At 65.1% G+C, this 21,605-nt stretch carries 26 protein-coding genes and 2 tRNA genes; 19 read left to right on the top strand and 9 right to left on the bottom strand.

Annotated features, from left to right (window positions below; all coding sequences use genetic code 11):
* Positions 1-64: 64 nt before the first annotated feature.
* Genes VNW74_RS07430 through pknB form a run of 6 tightly spaced genes read left to right on the top strand, consistent with a single transcriptional unit; the run spans position 65 to position 8,045 of the window.
* Positions 65-532, top strand: a complete 468-nt coding sequence (locus VNW74_RS07430; protein WP_325675957.1) for an FHA domain-containing protein FhaB/FipA — start codon at positions 65-67, stop codon at positions 530-532.
* On the top strand, positions 529-1,989 hold the full coding sequence (locus VNW74_RS07435) for a PP2C family protein-serine/threonine phosphatase (protein WP_325675958.1): 1,461 nt from the start codon (positions 529-531) through the stop codon (positions 1,987-1,989). Before VNW74_RS07430 ends, VNW74_RS07435 begins: the two co-directional genes overlap by 4 nt.
* Positions 1,986-3,389, top strand: a complete 1,404-nt coding sequence (locus VNW74_RS07440; protein WP_325675959.1) for an FtsW/RodA/SpoVE family cell cycle protein — start codon at positions 1,986-1,988, stop codon at positions 3,387-3,389. The genes VNW74_RS07435 and VNW74_RS07440 overlap by 4 nt, the downstream gene beginning before the upstream one ends.
* Complete coding sequence (pbpA, locus tag VNW74_RS07445) at positions 3,386-4,861, top strand: D,D-transpeptidase PbpA (protein WP_325675960.1); 1,476 nt, start codon at positions 3,386-3,388, stop codon at positions 4,859-4,861. Before VNW74_RS07440 ends, pbpA begins: the two co-directional genes overlap by 4 nt.
* Positions 4,858-6,168 carry a serine/threonine-protein kinase gene (locus tag VNW74_RS07450; RefSeq protein ID WP_325675961.1) on the top strand — a complete coding sequence of 437 codons (1,311 nt, stop codon included), beginning with the start codon at positions 4,858-4,860 and terminating at the stop codon, positions 6,166-6,168. Before pbpA ends, VNW74_RS07450 begins: the two co-directional genes overlap by 4 nt.
* Positions 6,165-8,045, top strand: a complete 1,881-nt coding sequence (gene pknB / locus VNW74_RS07455; RefSeq protein ID WP_325675962.1) for a Stk1 family PASTA domain-containing Ser/Thr kinase — start codon at positions 6,165-6,167, stop codon at positions 8,043-8,045. The genes VNW74_RS07450 and pknB overlap by 4 nt, the downstream gene beginning before the upstream one ends.
* On the opposite strand, the gene VNW74_RS07460 is transcribed toward pknB, so the two are convergent.
* Both VNW74_RS07460 and VNW74_RS07465 read right to left on the bottom strand, forming a co-directional pair.
* The gene (locus VNW74_RS07460) at positions 8,023-8,733 is read right to left on the bottom strand and encodes an aminodeoxychorismate/anthranilate synthase component II (protein WP_325675963.1); all 711 of its coding nucleotides are present in this window, start codon (positions 8,731-8,733) and stop codon (positions 8,023-8,025) included. The two genes, pknB and VNW74_RS07460, sit on opposite strands and share 23 nt — an antisense overlap.
* 37 nt (positions 8,734-8,770) lie before the next feature.
* Positions 8,771-9,565, bottom strand: coding sequence for a DUF881 domain-containing protein (locus VNW74_RS07465; RefSeq protein WP_325675964.1), 795 nt, complete (start codon positions 9,563-9,565; stop codon positions 8,771-8,773).
* Between the two features lie 91 nt (positions 9,566-9,656).
* Between VNW74_RS07465 and crgA the strand changes: the two genes are divergently transcribed.
* Entirely contained in the window at positions 9,657-9,938 is a 282-nt protein-coding gene (crgA, locus tag VNW74_RS07470; RefSeq protein ID WP_325675965.1) for a cell division protein CrgA, read from the top strand.
* 155 nt (positions 9,939-10,093) lie between these two features.
* Positions 10,094-10,510: a PH domain-containing protein gene (locus VNW74_RS07475; protein WP_325675966.1), complete on the top strand. Its 417-nt coding sequence runs from the start codon at positions 10,094-10,096 to the stop codon at positions 10,508-10,510.
* 20 nt (positions 10,511-10,530) lie between these two features.
* Here the strand turns inward: VNW74_RS07475 and VNW74_RS07480 are convergent, their stop codons facing one another.
* Complete coding sequence (locus tag VNW74_RS07480; protein ID WP_325675967.1) at positions 10,531-11,079, bottom strand: peptidylprolyl isomerase; 549 nt, start codon at positions 11,077-11,079, stop codon at positions 10,531-10,533.
* Between the two features lie 98 nt (positions 11,080-11,177).
* On the opposite strand from VNW74_RS07480, the gene cwsA reads away from it, so the two are divergent.
* Positions 11,178-11,603, top strand: coding sequence for a cell wall synthesis protein CwsA (cwsA, locus tag VNW74_RS07485; protein WP_325675968.1), 426 nt, complete (start codon positions 11,178-11,180; stop codon positions 11,601-11,603).
* A gap of 118 nt (positions 11,604-11,721) precedes the next feature.
* Here the strand turns inward: cwsA and VNW74_RS07490 are convergent, their stop codons facing one another.
* The gene (locus VNW74_RS07490; protein ID WP_325675969.1) at positions 11,722-12,345 is read right to left on the bottom strand and encodes a TetR/AcrR family transcriptional regulator; all 624 of its coding nucleotides are present in this window, start codon (positions 12,343-12,345) and stop codon (positions 11,722-11,724) included.
* A 270-nt stretch (positions 12,346-12,615) separates the two neighbouring features.
* On the opposite strand from VNW74_RS07490, the gene VNW74_RS07495 reads away from it, so the two are divergent.
* The 10 genes from VNW74_RS07495 to VNW74_RS07540 all read left to right on the top strand — a co-directional run bounded on the left by VNW74_RS07495 (position 12,616) and on the right by VNW74_RS07540 (position 19,372).
* On the top strand, positions 12,616-13,137 hold the full coding sequence (locus VNW74_RS07495) for a hypothetical protein (protein ID WP_325675970.1): 522 nt from the start codon (positions 12,616-12,618) through the stop codon (positions 13,135-13,137).
* Complete coding sequence (locus tag VNW74_RS07500; protein ID WP_325675971.1) at positions 13,138-14,295, top strand: LLM class flavin-dependent oxidoreductase; 1,158 nt, start codon at positions 13,138-13,140, stop codon at positions 14,293-14,295. It begins immediately after the preceding gene.
* A gap of 40 nt (positions 14,296-14,335) precedes the next feature.
* Positions 14,336-14,878: a nuclear transport factor 2 family protein gene (locus tag VNW74_RS07505; RefSeq protein ID WP_325675972.1), complete on the top strand. Its 543-nt coding sequence runs from the start codon at positions 14,336-14,338 to the stop codon at positions 14,876-14,878.
* Between the two features lie 70 nt (positions 14,879-14,948).
* Positions 14,949-15,707: an SDR family NAD(P)-dependent oxidoreductase gene (locus VNW74_RS07510; protein WP_325675973.1), complete on the top strand. Its 759-nt coding sequence runs from the start codon at positions 14,949-14,951 to the stop codon at positions 15,705-15,707.
* 56 nt (positions 15,708-15,763) lie between these two features.
* Complete coding sequence (locus VNW74_RS07515) at positions 15,764-16,501, top strand: hypothetical protein (protein ID WP_325675974.1); 738 nt, start codon at positions 15,764-15,766, stop codon at positions 16,499-16,501.
* 60 nt (positions 16,502-16,561) lie between these two features.
* A complete protein-coding gene (locus VNW74_RS07520; RefSeq protein ID WP_325675975.1) occupies positions 16,562-16,789 on the top strand; it encodes a hypothetical protein in 228 nt (75 codons plus the stop codon).
* Positions 16,789-17,112 carry a hypothetical protein gene (locus VNW74_RS07525; RefSeq protein WP_325675976.1) on the top strand — a complete coding sequence of 108 codons (324 nt, stop codon included), beginning with the start codon at positions 16,789-16,791 and terminating at the stop codon, positions 17,110-17,112. Before VNW74_RS07520 ends, VNW74_RS07525 begins: the two co-directional genes overlap by 1 nt.
* Positions 17,113-17,124: 12 nt before the next feature.
* A complete protein-coding gene (locus VNW74_RS07530) occupies positions 17,125-18,255 on the top strand; it encodes a diacylglycerol kinase (protein ID WP_325675977.1) in 1,131 nt (376 codons plus the stop codon).
* A 62-nt stretch (positions 18,256-18,317) separates the two neighbouring features.
* Positions 18,318-18,422 (top strand): NAD(P)-binding protein, encoded by a 105-nt coding sequence (locus VNW74_RS07535; RefSeq protein WP_414686621.1) that lies wholly within the window; start codon positions 18,318-18,320, stop codon positions 18,420-18,422.
* Positions 18,423-18,649: 227 nt separating this feature from the next.
* Positions 18,650-19,372, top strand: coding sequence for an alpha/beta hydrolase (locus VNW74_RS07540; protein WP_325675979.1), 723 nt, complete (start codon positions 18,650-18,652; stop codon positions 19,370-19,372).
* 265 nt (positions 19,373-19,637) lie between these two features.
* Here the strand turns inward: VNW74_RS07540 and VNW74_RS07545 are convergent.
* The 5 genes from VNW74_RS07545 to VNW74_RS07565 form a co-directional block, all read right to left on the bottom strand.
* A tRNA-Ala gene (locus VNW74_RS07545) sits at positions 19,638-19,710 on the bottom strand.
* Positions 19,701-19,823 carry a hypothetical protein gene (locus VNW74_RS07550; RefSeq protein ID WP_325675980.1) on the bottom strand — a complete coding sequence of 41 codons (123 nt, stop codon included), beginning with the start codon at positions 19,821-19,823 and terminating at the stop codon, positions 19,701-19,703. Before VNW74_RS07550 ends, VNW74_RS07545 begins: the two co-directional genes overlap by 10 nt.
* A gap of 26 nt (positions 19,824-19,849) precedes the next feature.
* Positions 19,850-19,923 (bottom strand) — tRNA-Ile (locus tag VNW74_RS07555).
* A gap of 58 nt (positions 19,924-19,981) precedes the next feature.
* Entirely contained in the window at positions 19,982-20,821 is an 840-nt protein-coding gene (locus VNW74_RS07560) for a DUF3566 domain-containing protein (RefSeq protein WP_325675981.1), read from the bottom strand.
* Positions 20,822-20,870: 49 nt separating this feature from the next.
* A partial coding sequence (locus VNW74_RS07565; RefSeq protein WP_325675982.1) for a DNA gyrase C-terminal beta-propeller domain-containing protein occupies positions 20,871-21,605 on the bottom strand: 735 nt, incomplete at its 5' end.

Raw genomic sequence — 21,605 nt, forward strand, 5'->3', positions numbered from 1 at the left:
GTATCGTGACGTTGCCATATCCGGTCACGCGAAGCGTGCGGTGCCAGGACGGAGGGGACGCCAGATGCAGGGACTAGTGCTGCAGCTGACGCGCGCCGGGTTCTTGATGCTGTTGTGGCTGTTCATTTGGTCGGTGCTGAGAATCCTGCGGACTGACATCTATGCTCCGACCGGCGCGGTGATGGTGCGGCGCGGTTTGACGTTGCGGGGCACACTATTGCCGTCGCGACAGCGCTTAACCGCCGCGCGCTACCTGGTCGTGACCGAGGGGGCGTTGGTCGGTGCTCGTATCACCCTCAGCGGCCAACCGGTGCTGATCGGGCGCGCCGACGACTCCACTCTGGTACTGACCGACGACTACGCCTCGACGCGGCACGCGCGGCTTTCCCAGCGCGGCACGGAATGGTACGTCGAAGATTTAGGATCGACCAACGGCACATACCTTGACAGGGCGAAGGTGACGACCGCGGTACGGGTTCCCATCAGCACGCCGGTTCGTATCGGCAAGACGGTAATTGAGCTGCGCCCGTGACTTTGGTCTTGCGTTATGCGGCCCGGAGCGACGTCGGCCTGGTCCGCTCCAACAACGAAGACTCGGTGTACGCCGGCGCGCGGTTGCTGGCATTGGCCGACGGCATGGGCGGCCACGCCGCCGGAGAAGTCGCTTCCCAGTTGGTGGTTGCCGCATTGGCCCACCTCGACGACGACGAACCCGGCGGCGACCTGCTGGCCAAGCTCGACACGGCGATACGTTCCGGCAACTCGGCCATCGCCGCACAGGTCGAGATGGAACCCGACCTCGAGGGGATGGGCACTACACTCACCGCAATCCTGTTCGCGGGCAACCGTCTTGGGTTGGCGCACATTGGCGATTCGCGCGGCTATCTGCTGCGCGACGGCGAGCTGACCCAAATCACCAAGGACGACACGTTCGTCCAGACCTTGGTTGACGAGGGGCGGATCACCCGGGAGGAGGCACACAGCCACCCGCAGCGATCGTTGATCATGCGGGCGCTCACCGGTCATGAGGTCGAGCCCACCCTGACCATGCGGGAAGTACACACCGGTGATCGCTACCTGTTGTGCTCGGACGGCCTCTCCGACCCGGTCAGCGACGAAACCATCCTCGACGCCCTGCAAATTCCCGATGTCACCGACAGCGCTGACCGCCTTATCGAATTGGCGCTGCGCGGCGGCGGCCCCGACAACGTCACCGTGGTCGTCGCCGACGTCGTCGACTACGACTACGGCCCGACGCAACCGATCATCGCCGGCGCGGTATCCGGCGAAGACGACCAACTGACCCTGACCCGCCCCAACACCGCAGCGGGCCGCGCTTCGGCCATCAGTCCGCGCAAGAATGTCGTCAAACGCGTTCTGCCGCAAGTCGATACCTTCACCCCGCCACGGCGGTCGCGGCGGCGGATCGCGATCGGCGCCGCGCTCATCGTCTTACTCGTGCTCGCAACGCTGGCCATCGGCCGGACCATCGTCCGCAATTACTACTATGTCGCCGACTATGGCGGCGCCGTGTCCATCATGCAAGGCATCCAGGTGTCCATCCTGGGAGTGCCGCTGCACCAGCCCTATTCGCAGGGCTGTCTGAACAGCCGCAACCAGCTCTCGGTGATCCGCTACGGCCAGGCCGGCGGTAACTGCCAACCGATGAAGCTGGCCGATCTGGCCCAGTCGGCTCGTGCGCAGGTGGCCGCCGGGCTTCCGGTAGGCACGCTCGAGCAGGCCGATGCACAGCTGCGCAGATTGTCGACCGAGTCGCTGCTGCCGCTCTGCCCGCCCGCGCGCGCCCAGTCGCCCCCTGCGTCCACGCCACAACCGGCCGCGCCCACGACGACCCAGGCACCGGAGTCAAGCGTCGGTACCCCCGATCAACCTGGGGCAAGTCCATCGCCGACATCGGCCGCTCCCACAGTCACGGCGCTCGCCCCACCACCACCGCAGCCGGGCACCGACTGCCGGGCGCCGACATGACCACCCAGCCGCAGCCGCCCGTCGCAGTGACACCTCCGCTGCCGAACCGGCGCAATGCCGAACTGCTGCTGCTGTGCTTCGCCGCCGTGATCACCACGGCGGCTTTCGCGATCGTGCAGGCCAATCAGGAACGCGGCTTGAACTGGCAGCTGATCAATTACGCCGTAGGGTTTTTGGCGGTGTTCGCGTGCGCCCACCTGGCCATCAGACGCTTTGCGCCGTACGCGGATCCGTTGCTGCTGCCGATAGTGGCGCTGCTCAACGGTCTGGGCCTGGTGATGATTCACCGGCTTGACCTCGACGACCGTCTCTCCGGGGCCAATGCTCGCGCAAACCCGCAGATTCTGTGGACCCTGGTGGGGGTGGGGGCTTTTGCTTTCGTGGTGATCTGGTTGAAGGACCATCGACAACTCGCCCGCTACGGTTATATCTGTGGGCTGACCGGACTGGTCATACTCGCGGTTCCGGCGTTGCTGCCACGGTCGTTATCTGAGCAGAACGGCGCGAAGATCTGGATCAAGTTGCCGGGCTTTTCGATTCAGCCGGCTGAATTCTCTAAAATCCTTCTGCTCATTTTCTTTTCAGCGGTGCTGGTAGCCAAACGCGGTCTGTTCACCAGTGCCGGCAAGCATGTCCTGGGCATGGACCTACCGCGGCCGCGTGACCTGGCTCCGCTGCTGGCGGCCTGGGTGGCTTCGGTCGGTGTGATGGTCTTCGAAAAGGACCTGGGGACTTCGCTGCTGCTCTATGCGTCATTCCTAGTGGTCGTTTACCTTGCCACCCAGCGGTTCAGTTGGGTCGTCCTCGGCTTGGCCCTGTTCGCGCTGGGAAGTGTTGCGGCGTACTTCATTTTCAACCATGTTCGGGTCCGCGTTCAGACCTGGCTAGACCCCTTCGCCGACCCGGATGGTGCGGGCTATCAGATTGTGCAGTCGCTCTTCAGCTTTGCTACCGGCGGAGTGTTCGGCACCGGTCTCGGCAATGGTCAGCCCGGCACCGTGCCGGCCGCGTCGACCGATTTCATCATCGCCGCGTTCGGCGAAGAACTGGGGCTAGTCGGGTTGGCCGGCCTGCTGATGCTGTACACGATCGTGATCATCCGCGGCATGCGTACCGCGATCGCGGTGCGGGACAGTTTCGGCAAGCTGCTGGCCGCGGGCCTGGCCTCGGCGCTCGCCGTGCAGCTGTTCATCGTCGTCGGCGGGGTAACCAACCTCATTCCGCTAACCGGGCTGACCACGCCCTGGATGTCGTACGGGGGCTCATCGCTGTTGGCCAACTATGTACTGCTGGCCATCCTGGTGCGCATCTCGCATTCTGCCCGGCGCCCGTTCCGCACCCGGCCGCGTAACACGTCGCCGATCGCCGGTGCCGGCACCGAGGTGATCGAGCGGGTATGAACACCTCGTTGCGCCGGATCTCGGTGACCGTGATGGCGCTGATCGTGCTGTTGCTGCTCAACGCCACCGTCACTCAGGTGTTCACCGCCGACGGGTTGCGGGCCGATCCGCGCAACCAGCGGGTACTGCTCGACGAATACTCCCGCCAGCGCGGCCAAATCACCGCGAGCGGCCAGCTACTGGCGTATTCGGTGGCCACCGAGAGCCGCTTCCGATTCCTACGCGTCTATCCCAACGCGGCGGTCTACGCCCCGGTCACCGGGTTCTATTCATTGCGCTATTCCAGCACCGGACTGGAACGGGCCGAGGATCCCCTGCTGAACGGGTCCGACCAACGGTTGTTCGGTCGCCGGCTGGCCGACTTCTTCACCGGCCGCGACCCGCGCGGCGGCAACGTCGATACCACCATCAACCCGCGGATCCAGCAAGCCGGTTGGGACGCTATGCAGCAGGGCTGCAACGGACCCTGCCGGGGAGCGGTTGTCGCGCTAGAGCCGTCAACCGGCAAAATCCTGGCGCTGGTGTCTACGCCGTCCTACGACCAAAACCTGCTCGCGTCGCATGACCCCGAACAGCAGTCGCAAACCTGGCAGCAACTTCGCGACGACCCGCATTCGCCGATGACCAACCGCGCCATCTCCGAGACCTATCCACCCGGTTCGACATTCAAGGTGATCACCACCGCGGCCGCGCTGCAGAACGGCGCGACCGAAGACGAACAGCTCACCGCCGCGGCCACGATTCCATTGCCGGACAGCACCGCCACCTTGGAGAACTACGGCGGCGCCGCCTGCATCAACGCCGAAACCGTCTCGCTGCGTGAGGCGTTCGCCCGGTCGTGTAACACCGCGTTCGTACAGTTGGGCCTGCTCACCGGCACGGACGCGCTGCGCAGCACAGCCCAGTCGTTCGGCCTCGACGACGTCCTCGACCCCGTTCCGCTGCAGGTCGCCGAGTCCACCACAGGCCCAATCGCGGACGCCGCCGCGTTGGGAATGTCGAGCATCGGCCAAAAGGACGTCGCGGTGACCCCGCTGGAGAATGCGCTGGTTGCCGCTACCATCGCCAATGCCGGCGTAACCATGCAGCCCTACCTGGTCGACAGCCTGCAAGGGCCCGATCTGGCTAACATCAGCACCACCGCGCCGCATCAACGGCGCCGTGCAGTCTCCCCCGAGGTCGCAGCTAAGCTGACGGAGTTGATGGTCGGCGCCGAGAAGGTCACACAGCAGAAAGGGGCGATCCCCGGCGTGCAGATCGCATCCAAGACGGGCACCGCAGAGCACGGCACCGACCCGCGCCACACCCCACCCCACGCGTGGTACATCGCCTTCGCGCCCGCACAGACCCCGAAGGTGGCGGTTGCGGTGCTGGTGGAGGACGGCGCTGACCGCTTGTCCGCAACCGGCGGAGCGCTTGCCGCACCGATTGGACGGGCCGTGATCGAGGCCGCACTGCAGGGAGGACCATGAGCCCGCGAGTAGGTGTGACGCTGTCTGGCCGGTACCGGCTGCAGCGCCTCATCGCCACCGGCGGCATGGGCCAAGTGTGGGAGGCGGTGGACAGCCGGCTGGGGCGCCGTGTCGCGGTCAAGGTGCTCAAGAGCGAGTTCTCCTCTGACCCTGAGTTCATCGAGCGGTTTCGGGTCGAGGCACGCACCACCGCGATGCTCAATCATCCCGGGATCGCCAGCGTGCACGACTACGGGGAAACCCAAATGGAGGGCGAGGGTCGCACCGCCTACCTGGTGATGGAGTTGGTCAACGGCGAGCCGCTCAACTCGGTGCTCAAACGCACCGGCCGCCTCTCGCTGCGGCACACGCTGGACATGCTCGAGCAGACCGGGCGTGCGCTGCAAGTCGCGCACGCCGCCGGCCTGGTGCATCGCGACGTCAAGCCCGGCAACATTCTCATCACGCCCACCGGTCAGGTGAAGATCACCGACTTCGGTATCGCCAAGGCCGTCGACGCCGCTCCGGTGACCCAGACCGGCATGGTGATGGGCACCGCCCAGTACATCGCCCCCGAGCAGGCACTGGGCCACGATGCGTCTCCGTCCAGCGATGTCTACTCGCTGGGAGTGGTTGGCTACGAAGCGGTTTCGGGTAAGCGACCGTTCACTGGCGACGGTGCGTTGACGGTGGCGATGAAGCACATCAAAGAGCCGCCCCCGCCGCTGCCGCCTGATCTGCCGCAAAACGTGCGCGAACTCATCGAGATAACGCTGGTCAAAAACCCCGGCATGCGTTACCGCAGCGGGGGACCGTTCGCCGACGCGGTAGCCGCCGTCCGCGCCGGCCGCAGGCCGCCTCGACCAAACCAAGGGGCTCCCGCCGGCCGGGCCACTCCGGCCGCCATTCCGTCGGGCGCACAGGCGCGGGCCGCCGCCACCGCGACCGGCCGGGCTCCCGCCGCCCGTCGCGCCCGGCCGAATACCGGCGGTCACCGCACGCAGCCGCCACGGCGCACCTTCTCGTCCGGTCAACGCGCGCTGCTGTGGGCCGCCGGGGTCCTGGGCGCACTGGCGATCATCATCGCGGTACTCATCGTCATCAACTCGCACGACAACAACTCTCAGCAGCAACCGTCGACACCCACCGTGACCGACACGGGGCAGCCGCCCAGCAAGCCGAGTCCGGCGCCGGCGCATCCGACAAATTGGACGGATCGAGGGGTGACAGGGAATGCTGGACGGCAATGCGAGCTGCCCACACACAGACGGGCGGTCGCGCTGACACACTATCGCGCGATGCTGCCCCGACACGAGACACCAGGATGACGACCCCGCAACACCTGTCCGACCGCTACGAAGTTGGCGAAATCCTCGGCTTCGGTGGCATGTCGGAGGTTCATTTGGCCCGGGATGTCCGGTTACACCGCGACGTGGCGGTCAAGGTGTTGCGCGCCGACCTGGCCCGCGACCCCAGCTTTTACCTGCGCTTCCGGCGAGAGGCGCAAAACGCCGCCGCACTGAACCACCCAGCGATCGTCGCGGTCTACGACACCGGCGAGGCCGAAACCGCCGCCGGCCCGCTGCCCTACATCGTGATGGAGTACGTCAACGGCGTCACACTGCGCGACATCGTTCATACCGACGGACCACTGCCGCCGACGCGCGCCATCGAAATCATCGCCGACGCCTGCCAGGCGCTGAACTTTTCCCACCAGCACGGCATCATCCACCGGGACGTCAAGCCGGCCAACATCATGATCAGCACGACCAACGCGGTAAAGGTGATGGACTTCGGGATCGCGAGGGCGCTGGCCGACGGCGGGAACAGCGTCACCCAGACCGCGGCGGTGATCGGTACCGCGCAATACCTTTCCCCCGAGCAGGCCCGGGGCGATCCGGTCGATGCCCGGTCCGATGTCTACTCGCTGGGCTGCGTGCTCTACGAAATGCTCACCGGCGAACCCCCTTTCGTCGGCGATTCGCCCGTCGCGGTGGCCTACCAGCATGTCCGCGAGGACCCTGTTTCGCCGTCGCAGCGCCATCAGGGCATTTCCGCCGACCTCGACGCCGTGGTGCTCAAGGCGCTGGCCAAAAATCCCGAGAACCGCTATCAGACCGCCGCGGAGATGCGCACCGACCTGGTTCGGGTGCACAACGGTGAGCCGCCGGAGGCGCCCAAGATTCTCACCGACGCCGAGCGTTCGTCGCTGATGGCGTCGAGCCATCCCAGCGACTCGGCCGGGCCGCAGACCGATCCGCTGCCACGCCAGGAACTCGACTTCACTCGGGAACGCGGCCCCGGTTCGGTGAGCCGCTGGGTTATCGCGGTCGCGGCGCTGGCGGTGCTGACCGTCATCGTCACCATCCTGATCAACACCTTCGGCGGCGGTTTGCGCGACGTCTCGGTGCCCGACGTGCGAGGCGAGGCGTCGGCCGACGCGATCGCCGCGCTGCAAAATCACGGCTTCAAGACGCGCACCCAGCAGCAGCCGGATTCAACCGTCCAGCCTGACCACGTCATCGGCACCGACCCGGCCGGCAATGCCAAAGTGGGGGCCGGCGACCTGGTCACGGTCAACGTGTCGACCGGCCCCGAGCAGCGCGAGGTGCCGGACGTGTCGTCGCTGAGCTACGCCTCCGCGGTGAAGAAACTGAAATCGGCCGGGTTCGGCCGCTTCAAGGAGGTCCAATCGCCCTCCACACCGGAGATGAAAGACAAGGTCATCGGGACCAATCCGCCGGCCAACCAGACGTCGGCGATCACCAACGAGATCTCGGTCATCGTCGGCTCGGGTCCGTCGACCAAGCAGGTTCCTGACGTCACGGGGGAGACCGCCGACCTCGCACAGAAGAACCTCACCGTCTACGGGTTCACCAAATTCAGCCAGGCCGAGGTCGACAGCCCCCGTCCGGCCGGCGATGTGCTCGGGACCAATCCGCCTGCGGGAGCGACTGTTCCGGTCGATCAGGTGATCGAGATACAGGTCTCCAAGGGCAACCAGTTCATCATGCCGGATTTGTCAGGCCTGGTCTGGACCGAAGCTGAGCCCCAGCTGCGCGCGCTCGGATGGACCGGCGTGCTGGTGAAGGGCGCCGACGTCGACGCGGGCGGTTCTCAGCACAACCGGGTGGTATTCCAGAGCCCCTCCGCCGGTCAAGGCGTGAACAAGGACGGCCCGATCACGCTGAAGTTCGGTCAATAGCCGACAGCGCCCGCCCGGATGACCTCGGGTCGTCGTGGCGCCGCACCGTGGCCAAACTGCTCACGACTTCGCTTTCCAGCCGCCGCACCAACGCGTCGTCCCAGGCCTGGCCGCAGTAGGCCAGCCAGTTGGCCAGCATTCGATGGCCGCCTTCGGTGAGGATCGATTCCGGATGGAACTGGACCCCGTGGATGGGCAGCTCGGTGTGCCGCACGCCCATGATCACGCCGCTACGGGTGCGGGCGGTGACCTCCAGCTCGGCTGGCAGGGTCTGCGGCAAGATGGTCAGCGAGTGGTACCGGGTCGCCGTGAATGGATCTGGAAGTCCCTGCAGCACACTAGTATTCGTGTGGAAGACGCTGCTGGTCTTGCCGTGCAGCAACTCCGGAGCCCGATCGACCGTGGCGCCGAACGCGACACCGATAGCCTGGTGCCCCAGGCACACACCCAGTAGCGGAGTGCACGCTACCGCGCAGGCGCGTACCAAGTCGATCGAGGCGCCCGCCCGTTCCGGTGTACCCGGCCCGGGGCTGAGCAGGATCCCATCGACTTCGGCGGCTACCGAAGCGTGGTCGGACAAGCGCGCGTCGTCGTTGCGCCATACCTGTGCCTCGACGCCCAGCTGGCCGAGGTACTGCACCAGGTTGAAGACGAAACTGTCGTAGTTGTCGACGACCAAGATCCGCATCGTGCCAGGCTACCGGGAGGTCCTGCCGGCTCGCCGATCAGTAACTGATCGGGCCGGCGGGCTGGGCGAAGTGCATCCGGACCGGCTCGCTGTAGCCGGCGATCCGGATATCGGTCGTGACCTGCTCGTTGTAGCCGAGCCCGAACCGCACCACATATTGCTTATAGAGGATGACCAGGGGAGCGGCGGACAAAGCGGCCTGTATGACCGACGCGTCACCGATGGCGGTGATCGTGTAAGGCGGGCTATAGGTCCGCCCGTTGAGAAGCAACGTGTTCCCGACACAGCGGGGCGCCGAGGTGGCGATGATGCGCTGGTCCTGCATCTGGATCGCCTCCGCACCGGCGCTCCACATCGCGTTGAGCACGGCCTGGATGTCCTGCTGGTGCACGACGAGGTCATCCGGGGATGCGTCGCGCGGGAAGCGGCCGTTGGTGTCCCGCTGCGCGTCGTTGAGGGTCACGATCAGGCCCGGCCCGTGCACCGGGTCCAGACCCGCGTCACCGGCCAGCTCGGCGGACCGGCGCAGCATGGCCGCCAGCGCGGTGTCCGACGATCGGCCGTGCGTCGAATCGAGCGTGTTGGCCAGTCGATCGCGTTCGGCGTTCAACCGGTCGACGTCGGACTGCTCCTGGCGGACCAGGTCCACCAGCCGCGGCGCGTCACTGCGGCGGATCTCGCCGCCACGAGATACCCCGTGGGTAGCACCGAGCAGCAGCCCGGCCAGCAGGCAGACCAGCGGAACGCCGACCCGCCACGGCGAGGGGCGCGATTCACCGCCGGTTGACCTGGCCCCACGTGCGGCGAGCAGCCGGGCGACCCGTTTGGCCATCGGCTCTCCGTTCGCTGCTGGTGGGTACGTTAGGCTCGTCGGTGCACCTGCCCTGAATACCAGTAATCGCCGAGGCACCCTCGAGGTAAGTATGCCCAAGTCCAAGGTCCGCAAGAAAAGCGACTTCACCGTCAGCGCGGTGAGCCGCACACCGGTCAAGGTCAAGGCCGGCCCGTCCAGCGTGTGGTTCGTTGTGTTGTTCTGCGGCCTGATGCTGATCGGCCTGGTCTGGCTGATGGTGTTCCAGCTCGCTGCCACCGGCCCGGACGCGCCGTCGATGCTGGCTTGGATGGCCAGCCTCGGCCCGTGGAACTACGCCGTCGCGTTTGCTTTCATGATCAGCGGCTTGTTGCTCACAATGCGCTGGCGGTAACCGCACTAGCCGCAGGAATGAATTCATTCTGGGTTTGCGCGGTTACTGGGCTGGCAACGTCGAAGCCACCGGATCACACGCGTGTGATTCATCCCCATTGTGGATAGCGCTTGTGGATAACCCGATCGATGGTGGTAGGCCCGCCTAGGAGGACCGTGCAGCAAACACAGTGGTCACCGTCCTCACCCGGAATCGCAGCTTGCGGCATCGCCGGTGTGGTGATGGCTATCGCCTGTGTGACCGTCGTCACAGACCCGCCCGGGCGGTTCCTCGCCGGTATTTCCGCGGTCGGTCTGATCTTGTTTGCAAGCGCGACGTGGCGCGCGCGTCCGAAGCTGGCAATCACCACCGACGGTTTGCAGGTACGCGGCTGGTGGCGGACGCAGCTATTGCGACGCGCCGACATCAAGATCATCCGGATCACTGAATTCCGTCGGATCGGCCGCAAAATGCGGCTGCTCGAGATCGATGCAGCAGACGGCCGGCTGCTAATCCTCTCGCGCTGGGACCTCGGCACAGATCCGCTGGACGTGCTCGACGCGCTGACCACCGCGGGTTACGCCGGCTCCTGATCCGCCCGCAGGGCGGGGATTCAGGAAATCGTGATCGACTCGATGACCACCGGTTCGGTTGGCCGGTCACCGTGATCGGTGGCGGTGGCGGCGATGGTGTCGACGACTTTCTGCGAATCCGCGTCGACGACCTCACCGAAGATGGTGTGCCGCCGGTTCAAGTGCGGCGTCTGACCCACCGTGATGAAGAACTGTGACCCGTTGGTTCCCGGGCCCGCATTGGCCATCGCCAGCAGATACGGCTTGTCGAACTGCAACTCGGGGTGGAATTCGTCGGCGAATTTGTAGCCGGGGCCACCGCGGCCGGTCCCGGACGGGTCGCCGCCCTGGATCATGAAGCCGCTGATCACCCGGTGAAAGATTGCGCCGTCGTAGAACGGGCCCGAGCTACCGCCCGAGGCGTTCTCGGTCGAATAGTCCTTGGTGCCTTGGGCCAGGCCGACGAAGTTGGCGACGGTCTTGGGTGCGTGGTTTCCGAACAGCGCGATCTTGATGTCGCCGCGGTTGGTGTGCAGTGTGGCAGTGGCAGTCTGAATCGGGCTGGTAGTCACGGCATCACAGTCTGCCATCACCGTCCGGCCCGGCGGACATCCGGTACCCGCACCCCGTATGGCAGTCTGAAACTATCGGACCACGGTCTTGAGAAAGCGGCCGGGAAAGGCGAGACATGAGCGCGAGAAACCACACCCGGCTTACCCCGCGGCAGCGGCTATCCCGCGGCCTGACCTATACCGCGGTCGGGCCGGTGGACGTCACCCGCGGCATTGTCGGGCTGGGCGCTCACTCGGCGCAGGCCGGCGCGTCGACTCTGCGTCGCCGTTACCGCGAGGGCCGGCTGGCCCGGGATCTGCAAACCGCCCAGGAGACCCTTGCGCAGGAGCTGGCGGCCGCGCAGGAGGTCGTCACCGGGCTGCCGCAAGCGCTTCATCAGGCCCGCCGATCGCGGCGGCGCGGCAAGCGCCCATTGCTGATCGCGGGGTTGGCCGTGGTGGTCCTTGCCGGTGGCGCCGCGGCGTTCTCGATCGTCCGGCGCTCGACGCAGCGGGAGCCGTCGGCGCTGCCGCCCAGCGTCGACGTGGAACCCCGTCTGTAGCTGGCGCCGGATCGCGGGCTGCGCTTTTGAACTGTGGAGCCTAGGGCCTTCATCACCGGACATGTCGGCTGCACAGAGGCTGAGTCCCTTCACGTCGAATCGGAATCCGTTGACGGTGTCAGGGATTCCGCCACTCTGCGGCCGCACGGTCGATGTAATCCGTCCATTCCGCAACGAAATCCCTGCTGGGATCGAGCGCCCATCGGAAGCCCACGCCGAGGCCCATAGCTATGGATCTTCGCCCTTCAAGGTCGGGGTCCACGTGCGCGGCCACCGACCCGTCCGCGATGCCCTCGCGCAGACTGGAGGCGACTTCTGTCTCGAAACGGCTTAGCCAGTCCGAGAGCCACGGCTTGAGTTGCTCTATGGGACCGACGGTTTCGAAGCAAATGGTGAAGAACGCGCGCAGTAGTGCGGGTTGCGTCTGTGCCGCGATACAGATGCGTGATAAGGCGTTCAAAGCTCGGCCATGGCCGTTGAGTCCTTCTGGTGGCGTAGCCAACAGGAGGGGCTCGTACTCGTTGCGCAGCAGTGACTCCAGGAGCGCCTCTTTCGATCCATAACGAAAGCGGACCATCGACCGGCTGTATCCGGCGCGCTCGCCGATCTCGATGGCTGTCGTCCGCTCGAAGCCTTTCTCGGCAATCAGTTCGATCGCGGCGTCCAACAGCCGGCGAGTCGACTCGGCGGCGCGAACCTGCTGGCTGCGGATCGGCTGCTCGGAGCTGTCGGGGAGAGACATGGACCAGCACGCTACCTTCCGCTACCCGCAGGTCCCGAGATTCGCGACCGCGCCGCTGCGTGAAGCCGACTCGGCCGACCTGAACTCACCACCTACCGACCTGCATGTATGAGGCTATTCGGCCGAGCGCCACCGCAGAGTATCTCCGTCAGATTATAGGAGATTTGTTGTTCTGAAACAACACTTCCCTTGCTTGTGTGCAAGCAACGGTGTTAGCGTCGCCACAGTTTGCAACCGCTGTGAGCGACCTCGCACTGAAGGGAGGCTGACGTGACCCAGCCTGGAACCGACCGGCCCTATCGCGTGATCGTCTGGGGACCTGGCCATATCGGCGGAACGGTCCTGCGCGAGGTCATCAAGCGCGATGACCTCGAACTCGTCGGAGTGAAGGTCTACAGCGAAGAAAAAGCCGGCGCCGGCGCCGGCGCGGTCGCCGTGCGCACGCACCGTGGATACATCGGTGAGCGGTTGGTCTACACCAACGTCGAGTACTGGTATTGGGGACGGGGTTGCCGCTACATCGGACCGGAGAACGACGTTCCGTTCGGTCCCGGTGACTCCAACCTGGACTACGTCATCGACATCGCCGGCCGGCCGGGTCACATCCGGCTGCGTCTGGACGTCGGCGATAACACCGGCGACGACATCCCGGTCGCCACTTGGCTTTCGGTCACGACGCTGCTGCAGTCGATCCGACCGGTCGTCGCCGCCGAGCCGGGGATTCTCTATCACGAATCAAGTCCGAATATCAGTGACCTGCGACCGAGTGTCGCATTGGAAAGCGTGGAGTAGATGGCTGTCGAGACCGCGGTAATCCTTTGGGGTGACAGGCATTTGCCGTGGGAGGCTACTGTGCAGCAGGCCCAGGCGCTGTTGGCCAGCGGCGTCGTCGACTACGCCGAAGTATCGGACCAGACTGTCGGTTTCGTCCCGCCCTGCTTGTGGAACGACGAGAACACCGCGATGACCATGGTAATGAAGGACCCCGACTCACTCGATGACGGGGTCATCACCGCGACGATCGCCGCCGCGTCCGCCCCGGGGCTGGGAATCACGCTCGGCACGGACTGTATCCGGACGCCGCCGGTGGAGTTCGTCCAGACGATGTGGACCCTGGCCAAGCTGACCAAGGGTAAGGCGTTGTTCAACATTGGTGCCGGTGAGGTCAAGCAGTGTGCGCCCTATGGACATAAGCGGTCGGAAGGCATCCAGCGTATGGAAGATCTCTGCAAGATTTACAACCTGCTCTGGGACAGCGACGGTCCTATCGATTTTGAGGGCAACCACGTCACGCTAAAGGGCGCTTACCTGGGTTCGGCCAAGCCCTACCGTCCCGAGATGTGGGCTCTCGGCGGTGGTCCGCAGTTGATGGATTTGGCCACGAGTTATCTCGACGGGGTCGCTGTCGCGGCGCCGAATGTGTGGACGAACTACGACGAGGCGGCCGCGGGCGTCAAAAAGCTGAAGGACGACGTCGAACGAAAGGGCCGCGACCCGGAGAAGTTCAGGATCGGGATATGGAGCTCCGTCTTGCTCCACGATGATGACGAGGCGATGGATAAGGCGCTCGATAATCCCCTGACCCGTTGGCAGGCAGCGGTATTCGGGCGCATCAGCCCGCAGGACTGGCTGAAGGAGGGCATCGAACCGGCGGTTCCGGAGGGTTGGACCTACTTCCAGAACATGAAGCCGCTGGCCATCGAGCAGCCCTTCGTTGACGAGGTGTTGTCCAAGGCGAGCCGGAAGATGGCCGAGAAGGGCTTCGTCCATGGCACTCCCAAGTTCGTGGCATCACAGCTGCAGGGTTACATCGACGCTGGCGTCGACTGGGCGTTGCCGGTCGACTACATGCCGATCGTCACCACGCTGGAGGACGCGCCGAACTGCCTGGGCCGCAGCATCGAACTCTGCGGACACCTCAAGGGCCAGGCGCCGAAGACAGCGGTTTGACGAACCTCACCGCATCGATACCCAACCAAGGAGTAACCACATGAGCACCGACGATTCATTCGCGGAGCAAGTGCAGCAGTTGACGGCGCGGGCCCAGATCTATGACGCGGTAATGCGTTACGCGCGGGGCGTGGACCGCTGCGACAAGGAAGCGATCGTCTCGGCCTTCCATCCCGGCGCCACCGTCGACTACACAACGTTCACCGGATCCCCGGAAGAATTCGCCGATTGGGTGATCCCGATGCACCTCAACGCCTTCACGTGGACCACCCACCTCAACGTGAACCACTTGGTCGAGTTCAGAGGTGACCGCGCCGTTGGGGAGACCTACGTGCAGGCAACACTGCGCTTCGAGAAGGAAGGACAACTGTTCGACCTCCACGGATTCGGCCGGTACTTCGACCGGTACGAACTCCGGGACGGCAAATGGTTGATCACGTTCCGCCGCGCCATCGTCGATACCGAACGCACGGTGCGGGTGCCTTCCGAGAACAAGACCGAACTGGTCGACGCCATCGGCAACCCAGGCACCCGCGACCGCAACGACCTCAGCTATGACCACTTCGCCAAGATCCACGCCTGACCACGCCGCTGGCCACATCTGAGGTCTCACGCAGATCCCGTAAGCCCACGAGTAGGAAGCGCTTCGACACATGAGCAGGTTCGTCGACAAGACAGTTTTCATCACGGGTGGCGCCTCCGGCTTTGGCGCGCTCGCAGCAGAGCGATTCTCAGAAGAGGGAGCCAACGTCGTGGTCGTCGATGTGAATGGGGAGGGAGTCGAGAAAGTCGCGGCCGCTGTTCCCCGCGCCCTCGCGTTCGAGATGGATGTGACCGATGCGGACGCGGTCGGGCGCGCGTTCGGCCAGACCGTGGACGCCTTCGGGGGCGTCGACGTGATCTTCAACAATGCCGGTGTCGATGACCTGCCAGTGCCCTTGCACGAGACGACTCAAGCTAATTGGAACCGGGTCCAGGGCGTCAACGGTGACGGTGCGTTCAACGTCTTGCGGGCGGGGATCGCGGCGATGTTGCACAACGACTCAGGTGGGAGTGTCGTCAATACCGTGTCCATTGCCGGGGTGATCGGCATCGGCGGCCTGACTCCGTATTCGTATTCAAAGGGTGGCTTGATCGCACTGACTCGAGCAGCGGCCGCCGAATACGCTGCGCGGAACATCCGGGTGAACGCGATCGCGCCTGGTGCGACGCTCACTCCGCTCATGGAGCACTACATCTCGCTGCAGGATGACCCTGTTGCGTTCCGGCAGAAGATTGAGTCCGACTCCCCGTTGCCGGGCCTTGTTTCCGCGGAATCCGTTGTCTGGACCGCGTTGTTCCTCGCCTCGGACGACGCAGCGTCCATTACCGGCCTGACCATTCCTGTCGATAACGGACAGACCGTCATCTGAATCAGCGAGTCCTTTCCGTTTCGGTTGTCCACGATCGTCGAATCCACGGAGGTGTCATGACGCGGCGTACGGAGATGTATTGCGCGCTGTCCTCGATCGTCGGCATCGTGATCCTGCTGGTGGGTATTTGGCCCATCGCGGGATTGCTGCCGGTTCCGAGCCCTAATTACAGCGCACAGCAGATCGCCGATTTTTACCGGACGGACACGGTGCGCCTGCGGGTTGGGCTGTTTGTGGTGCTGATCGGTGTGTTTTCCTACGGGCCGCTGTGCGTGGCGATCAGTCGACGGATGCGCCGGATGAGTCCTCGACCGTCTGCGCTGGCGTCTGTCCAGCTGTCCTCGGCGACGGTCGGCTGGGTGTTCCTGTTCCTGCCGTTCCTGATCATGTCGGCCACGGCGTATCGGCCGCAGCGGGCACCAGAGATCACCCAGGGCATGAACGACATCGCGTGGTTCGTGCTCGTCATGGACTTTGTTCCGTTCTGCGTCCAGTACCTGGCCATCGCGATCGCGGTGTTCGCCGACCGGTCACCGGTACCGGTGTTCCCGCGCTGGGTGGCCTATCTCAACCTGTGGGTCGTCGTGCTGTTCATCCCCACCGGCGTCATCACCTTCTTCAAGACAGGGCCACTGACCTACGGCGGCATCCTCGGCTTCTACATCCCGCTCGCGGTCTTCGCCGTTTGGCTGGTGGCGATGCCCTGCGCCGTCACCCGGCATCTGCAGCGCGAAGCCCAAGAGGAAGCGGACGGTGTGGGCCAGCTTAGATCGGGGACCAGCACTAGCACCTGACAGAGGCGGTCCCAAAGTCTGCTTGCCTCAAACCTATTCGCCGATCGATCGAAGGAGCCCATGTCTGACCGACAGAGTGCGTTCTCGGTGCGCAGTCAGCAGATCGTCCTGTGGTGGGGGCTTGGCCTTGCCATCATCTATGTCCTGGCCTTCGCCTTCCTCCTGCAGCAGCTTCCGCTGAAGAACCCGGCCTGGACCGCCGAGCAGGTAGCCGATTGGTATGTCCACAACCACGCCAGGATCGTGTGGGGCGCCACGCCATCGCAGGCTGGACCGGCGGGTTCATAATGCCGATCCTCGCCGTGGTGGCGGTCCAAATGGCTCGCGTGGAGGGCGGATGGCGCATCTGGAGCGTCCTGTCCCTGGTGAGCGGTGCGCTGATGTCGCTGTTTCTTGTGCTGCCCCCACTGTTCGGGGGTGTGGCCGCCTACACGGCGCCCGGCAAAAACCCTGAGGTCACCACTTTGATGCACGAGCTCGCGTCGCTGACGATGACGACGACCGACCAGCACTACGTCTTCATGTGGATCGCGGTGACGGTGGTGGCGCTGCGACCGGCCACCCAGCTGGTCGAACCCAGCACCGCCGACGCACCGGCTGCCGTCGTCTGAGCAACCACTTCCATGACAATCAACGAGGAGATCACCATGGCGCGCTACAAAGTCATCCAATGGGCGACCGGCTACACCGGCATCTTCGCCCTTAGATACATCCTGCTCAATCCCGCGCTGGAACTGGTGGGGCTGAAGGTATTCAGCGCCGACAAGGCAGGCAAGGACGCCGGCGAGCTGTGCGGCCTGCCGCCGGTCGGCGTCACCGCAACCACCTCGCTTGAGGACATCCTGGCTATGGATGCGGACTGCGTCGTCTACACACCGGGCTTCTACGACATGCAGGACCCTGCGGTCCCCGGCAGCAACACCCACGAGATCTTCCAAACCTTGCTGGCGCTGCTGGAGAACGGCAAGAACGTCGCAACGACCGTCTGCCCGCTGATCGAGACCACGCACTACGCGGGTGGCGCGAGGGTGCGCGAACAGATCGAGGCAGCCTGCAAAAAAGGCGGTACCACCTTTTTCGGCACCGGCTTCGAACCGGGTTTCATGGCCGATGTCCTGCCGTTGACGCTTGCGAGCACCTGCGGCGTCGTCGATAGCTTCACCGCAACCGAATGCCTGGACTACTCCGACTACTACACGGCCGCGCTGGAAACCCTGCAGGCCATGGGCTTCGGCTGCAAACCTGAAAGCCTCGGCGACCTCGGACCCGAACCGATCCTGCTGACCTGGGGGAGTGTTCCGCACATGGCGGCGCGCGGGCTCGGGGTCAAACTCGACGACATCAAGGTCGACGTCGACATCTACCTGGCCCCGGAAACCTTCCACATCGGAGCCAACGCGGTGGAGAAGGGCACGATCGCCGCGATGCTGTTCCGCCTCACCGGCATCGTCGGTGGCCAACCCAAAATCGTTCTGCAACACGTCAACCGACTACGTGACGATATGGCACCCGACTGGCCCCGAGTCGATCCCAGCGGTGGTTACCGCATCGAGATCGCCGGCACCAACCCGGTGCGCGCCGACTTCCAACTCGGACTACCCGGCAGCGAAGGAAACAGCTTCACCGACGCGATGGCCATGACGGCCGCCCGCTGCGTGAACTCCGTCGAGGCAGTCGTACAAGGCGACATCGGCTTCAAAACCTTCTACGACCTGCCGCCCCTGACCGGCAAGTACACAATGCACGACGCCTAACCCGCGCTTCCCTTGGACATGCGCTCGATCAAGGATGACTCGTGGAAATCGACTACATCGTTGTGGGCGCCGGTCACAACGGCCTCTGCGCCGCAGCGACACTCGCTGAGCCGGGCCGGTCGGTTTGCGTTGTCGAGAGACTCCCCTGTCCTGGGCGTCGTTTGTAGAGCACCACCCTGACCACACAGGAGTGGCTCCGTAGCTTCCGGCCAAGGAGCCGCCGTAAAACCGGTTGGCAGACAACGGCGACCACTGCTACTTTCCGGAGACCGTGCGACAGAACGAGGAGGTGGTACCTGTGAACGTTTCGACACGGGTGCTCCCCTCCGGGGTCACGGTCGGACGGTAGGTCGTCCGGGAGCGCCGTTAATAAGCACTCCCGAAAGGCACGACCATGCAATTCACTTCCGAACAACGCCTCAACGACGGTGTCCTCGAACGCGAATTCACCCTTGGCGAGATCCCCGGCGTCCTATGGACGCCTGGATCAGCACCGGCCCCGCTAATCCTGATCGGCCACAACGGCGGCTTGCACAAGCGGGAACCCCGGCTGGTGGCCCGGGCCCGGCACTATGCGGCGGAATACGGCTTTACCGCGGCCGCCATCGACGCCCCCGGGCACGGCGACCGGCCCCGTTCCGCCGCCGATGAGCAGAGCAGCGCCGATCTCCGCCGGGCGATCGAGGCCGGCGAGCCGGTTGACGAGATCGTCGACGCCTTCATCCTCCCGCTGGCCGAAAGGGCGGCCGCGGAATGGCGGACCACCCTGGACGCCCTTCTTTCACTGCCCGAGATCGACGGCCCGGTCGGGTACAACGGGTGGACTGCCACCGGTATTCGGCTGGCGGTGCTCGAGCCGCGCATCTCGGCCGCCGTTTTCTTTGGCATGGGTTTCGTGCCCGCCACCCTGGTCGAGGAGGCCCAGCAGGTCAGGATTCCACTGCAGTTCCTGCTGCAGTGGGACGACGACGGGATGGAGCGGCAGCCGGTCCTGGACCTGTTCGACACCTTCGGCACCAAAGAGAAGACGCTGCACGCCAATCTGGGCGGGCACGCCGGGACCCCATGGTTCGAGGTGGACGACGGGGCCCGGTTTTTCACCCGGCACCTGAGGTGAGACCGGGCCGTCACGCCCGCAGCAGACGGTAGGCGGTGTCGGCCAGGATGCCGCTCATCGCAGAGGATTCCCGGCTCTCTTGAATGGGCGATAGCCAGCACATGCACGACCGCCCCCGATCACGGGGTACCGACCATCGCCGGTACCGGCCGGTCGGGGGCGACGTTCGGAACCGCGCAATCTCCTTGGTCGCGTCCTTCTCCAGCTCGGCATTGGCCAGTAGCCGCTTCAGCGTGGCGTTCTCACGTTCGACGCTTTTGACTTGTGGAGCCTAGGGGATTCGAACCCCTGACTTCTGCCTTGCAAAGGCAGCGCTCTACCAACTGAGCTAAGGCCCCGCACCCCAACCATCGGTCTGGTCGGCGGCCACATGCCAGACCTCGACGCCCCGCCGAGACCGGATTACCACCACCAGCGCGGCGATCGCTGCCAGCGGCAGCACCAGTCTCATGAAACGTCTTGGCGAACACATGGTTGTGGGCCTAGGAGGACTCGAACCTCCGACCTCTTCGTTATCAGCGAAGCGCTCTAACCGCCTGAGCTATAGGCCCGCACGCGCACACGGCCGAGCGCCGAGATTACCCCACCGCAGCGTCCGCACCCAAACCGCTAGTCCCGGTCGGCGAGCGTCACCTCGACGCCCCCGATCAAGTCGGTCGTCAGGTTGTAGATAAATGCGCCGATGGTGGCCATGGCGCTGAGCAGCACGATATTCACCAAGCCGATCAGCACGGCGCCACCGAAGATCGTGCCGGCGGACACCAGGTCGGCGGTGCTGCCGCTGGTGTTGTTCAGCAGATCCCCGACATTGCTGTTGAGCTTGCTCCACACGCCCATACCGCCGAGCACCAGATAGAGGAACGCGACGGCGATCATCCAGACGAAAAACAACGCCACCGAAAGCACCAGCGACACCTTCAGCGTGCTCCAGGGATCGATTCGACGGATCTGCATGCTGGCACGCACCGGACCTTGGGGTCGCGCGGCCACCTGAATGCGGCGTTCCGCCCGCACCGGTGACGCCGAGGTGTCCGGTGCCTGTTCGGCAGCCGGTTTGCGCTGCCCGACCCGAGGGATCGGACCGGAAAGATCGGGCAGCTCGCTGGCGTAGGCCTCACTGGACCGGCTTTCATCGTGCGACGGCGTCTTCGCCGCACCCGGCGCCGCGGTGCCCGAGATGAAGCGACCCAACCGCGCCTCGGCATTAGTGCCACCGGAGGTGCGGCCGGTAGGCCGCGGCTCGCGCGGTTTCGGCGCATCCGAGGACGGGCGCTGTGGCGGTTGCGAGGATCGGGCGCTGCCGCGCGGCCGCGGGGCGTCCGCCGCGTCGGAGACCCGCTCGATGCCGGACCCATGCGGCGTCCGCTGCGTACCTCCCCGGTCGACCGAGCCATTCCCGTTCGGGCTGTCGCCCGGTCCGGGATATCCCGGCTCGTTCGGTGAAGTCACCCCACGGCTCCTAACTGTGCATCCGGCCGCAGCCGCGGTCGGCGATCGCTCACACGTCCGGTCCGCTACCCGGATCGTCGTCGGTGACGGCGGCTTCCTCGGCATTACGGGCGATGGCTAATAGTGTGTCGCCCTCGCCCAAGTTCATCAAGCGAACACCTTTGGTCTGCCGTCCGGCCTTCCGGACCTGTCTGGCCGCCGTTCGGATCACCCCGCCTCCGGAGGTGATCGCATACACCTCGCTGTCGTCGTCGACGATCAGCGCCCCTACCAGCTTCCCACGACGGGTGTCGTACTGGATCGTCAAGATGCCCTTACCGCCGCGGCCCTGCGCGGTGTACTCCTCGATCGCCGTGCGCTTGGCATAGCCTCCGGACGTTGCTACCAGCAGGTATGTGCCCTCGCGGACCACGTTGAGCGACAGTAGATAGTCGTCGGCGTTGAACCGCATGCCCTGCACACCCGAGGTCGCGCGGCCCATCGGCCGCAGTGCCTCGTCGGTTGCGGAGAACCGGATCGACTGGCCGTTGGCCGAGACCAGCAGCAGATCGTCCTCGGCCGAGCACAGCACCGCCCCGACCAGTTCGTCGCCGTCGCGCAGGTTGACCGCCACAATCCCGCCGGACCGGTTGGAGTCGAAGTCGGTGAGCGCCGTCTTTTTGACCAGCCCGTTGCGGGTGGCCAGTACCAAATACGGGGCGTCCTCGTAGCTCTGGATCTGGATTACCTGAGCGATCCGCTCCTCGGGTTGGAAGGCCAGCAGGTTGGCGACGTGCTGGCCGCG

It is taken from the genome of Mycobacterium sp. (assembly GCF_035570115.1).
GTDB lineage: Bacteria > Actinomycetota > Actinomycetes > Mycobacteriales > Mycobacteriaceae > Mycobacterium.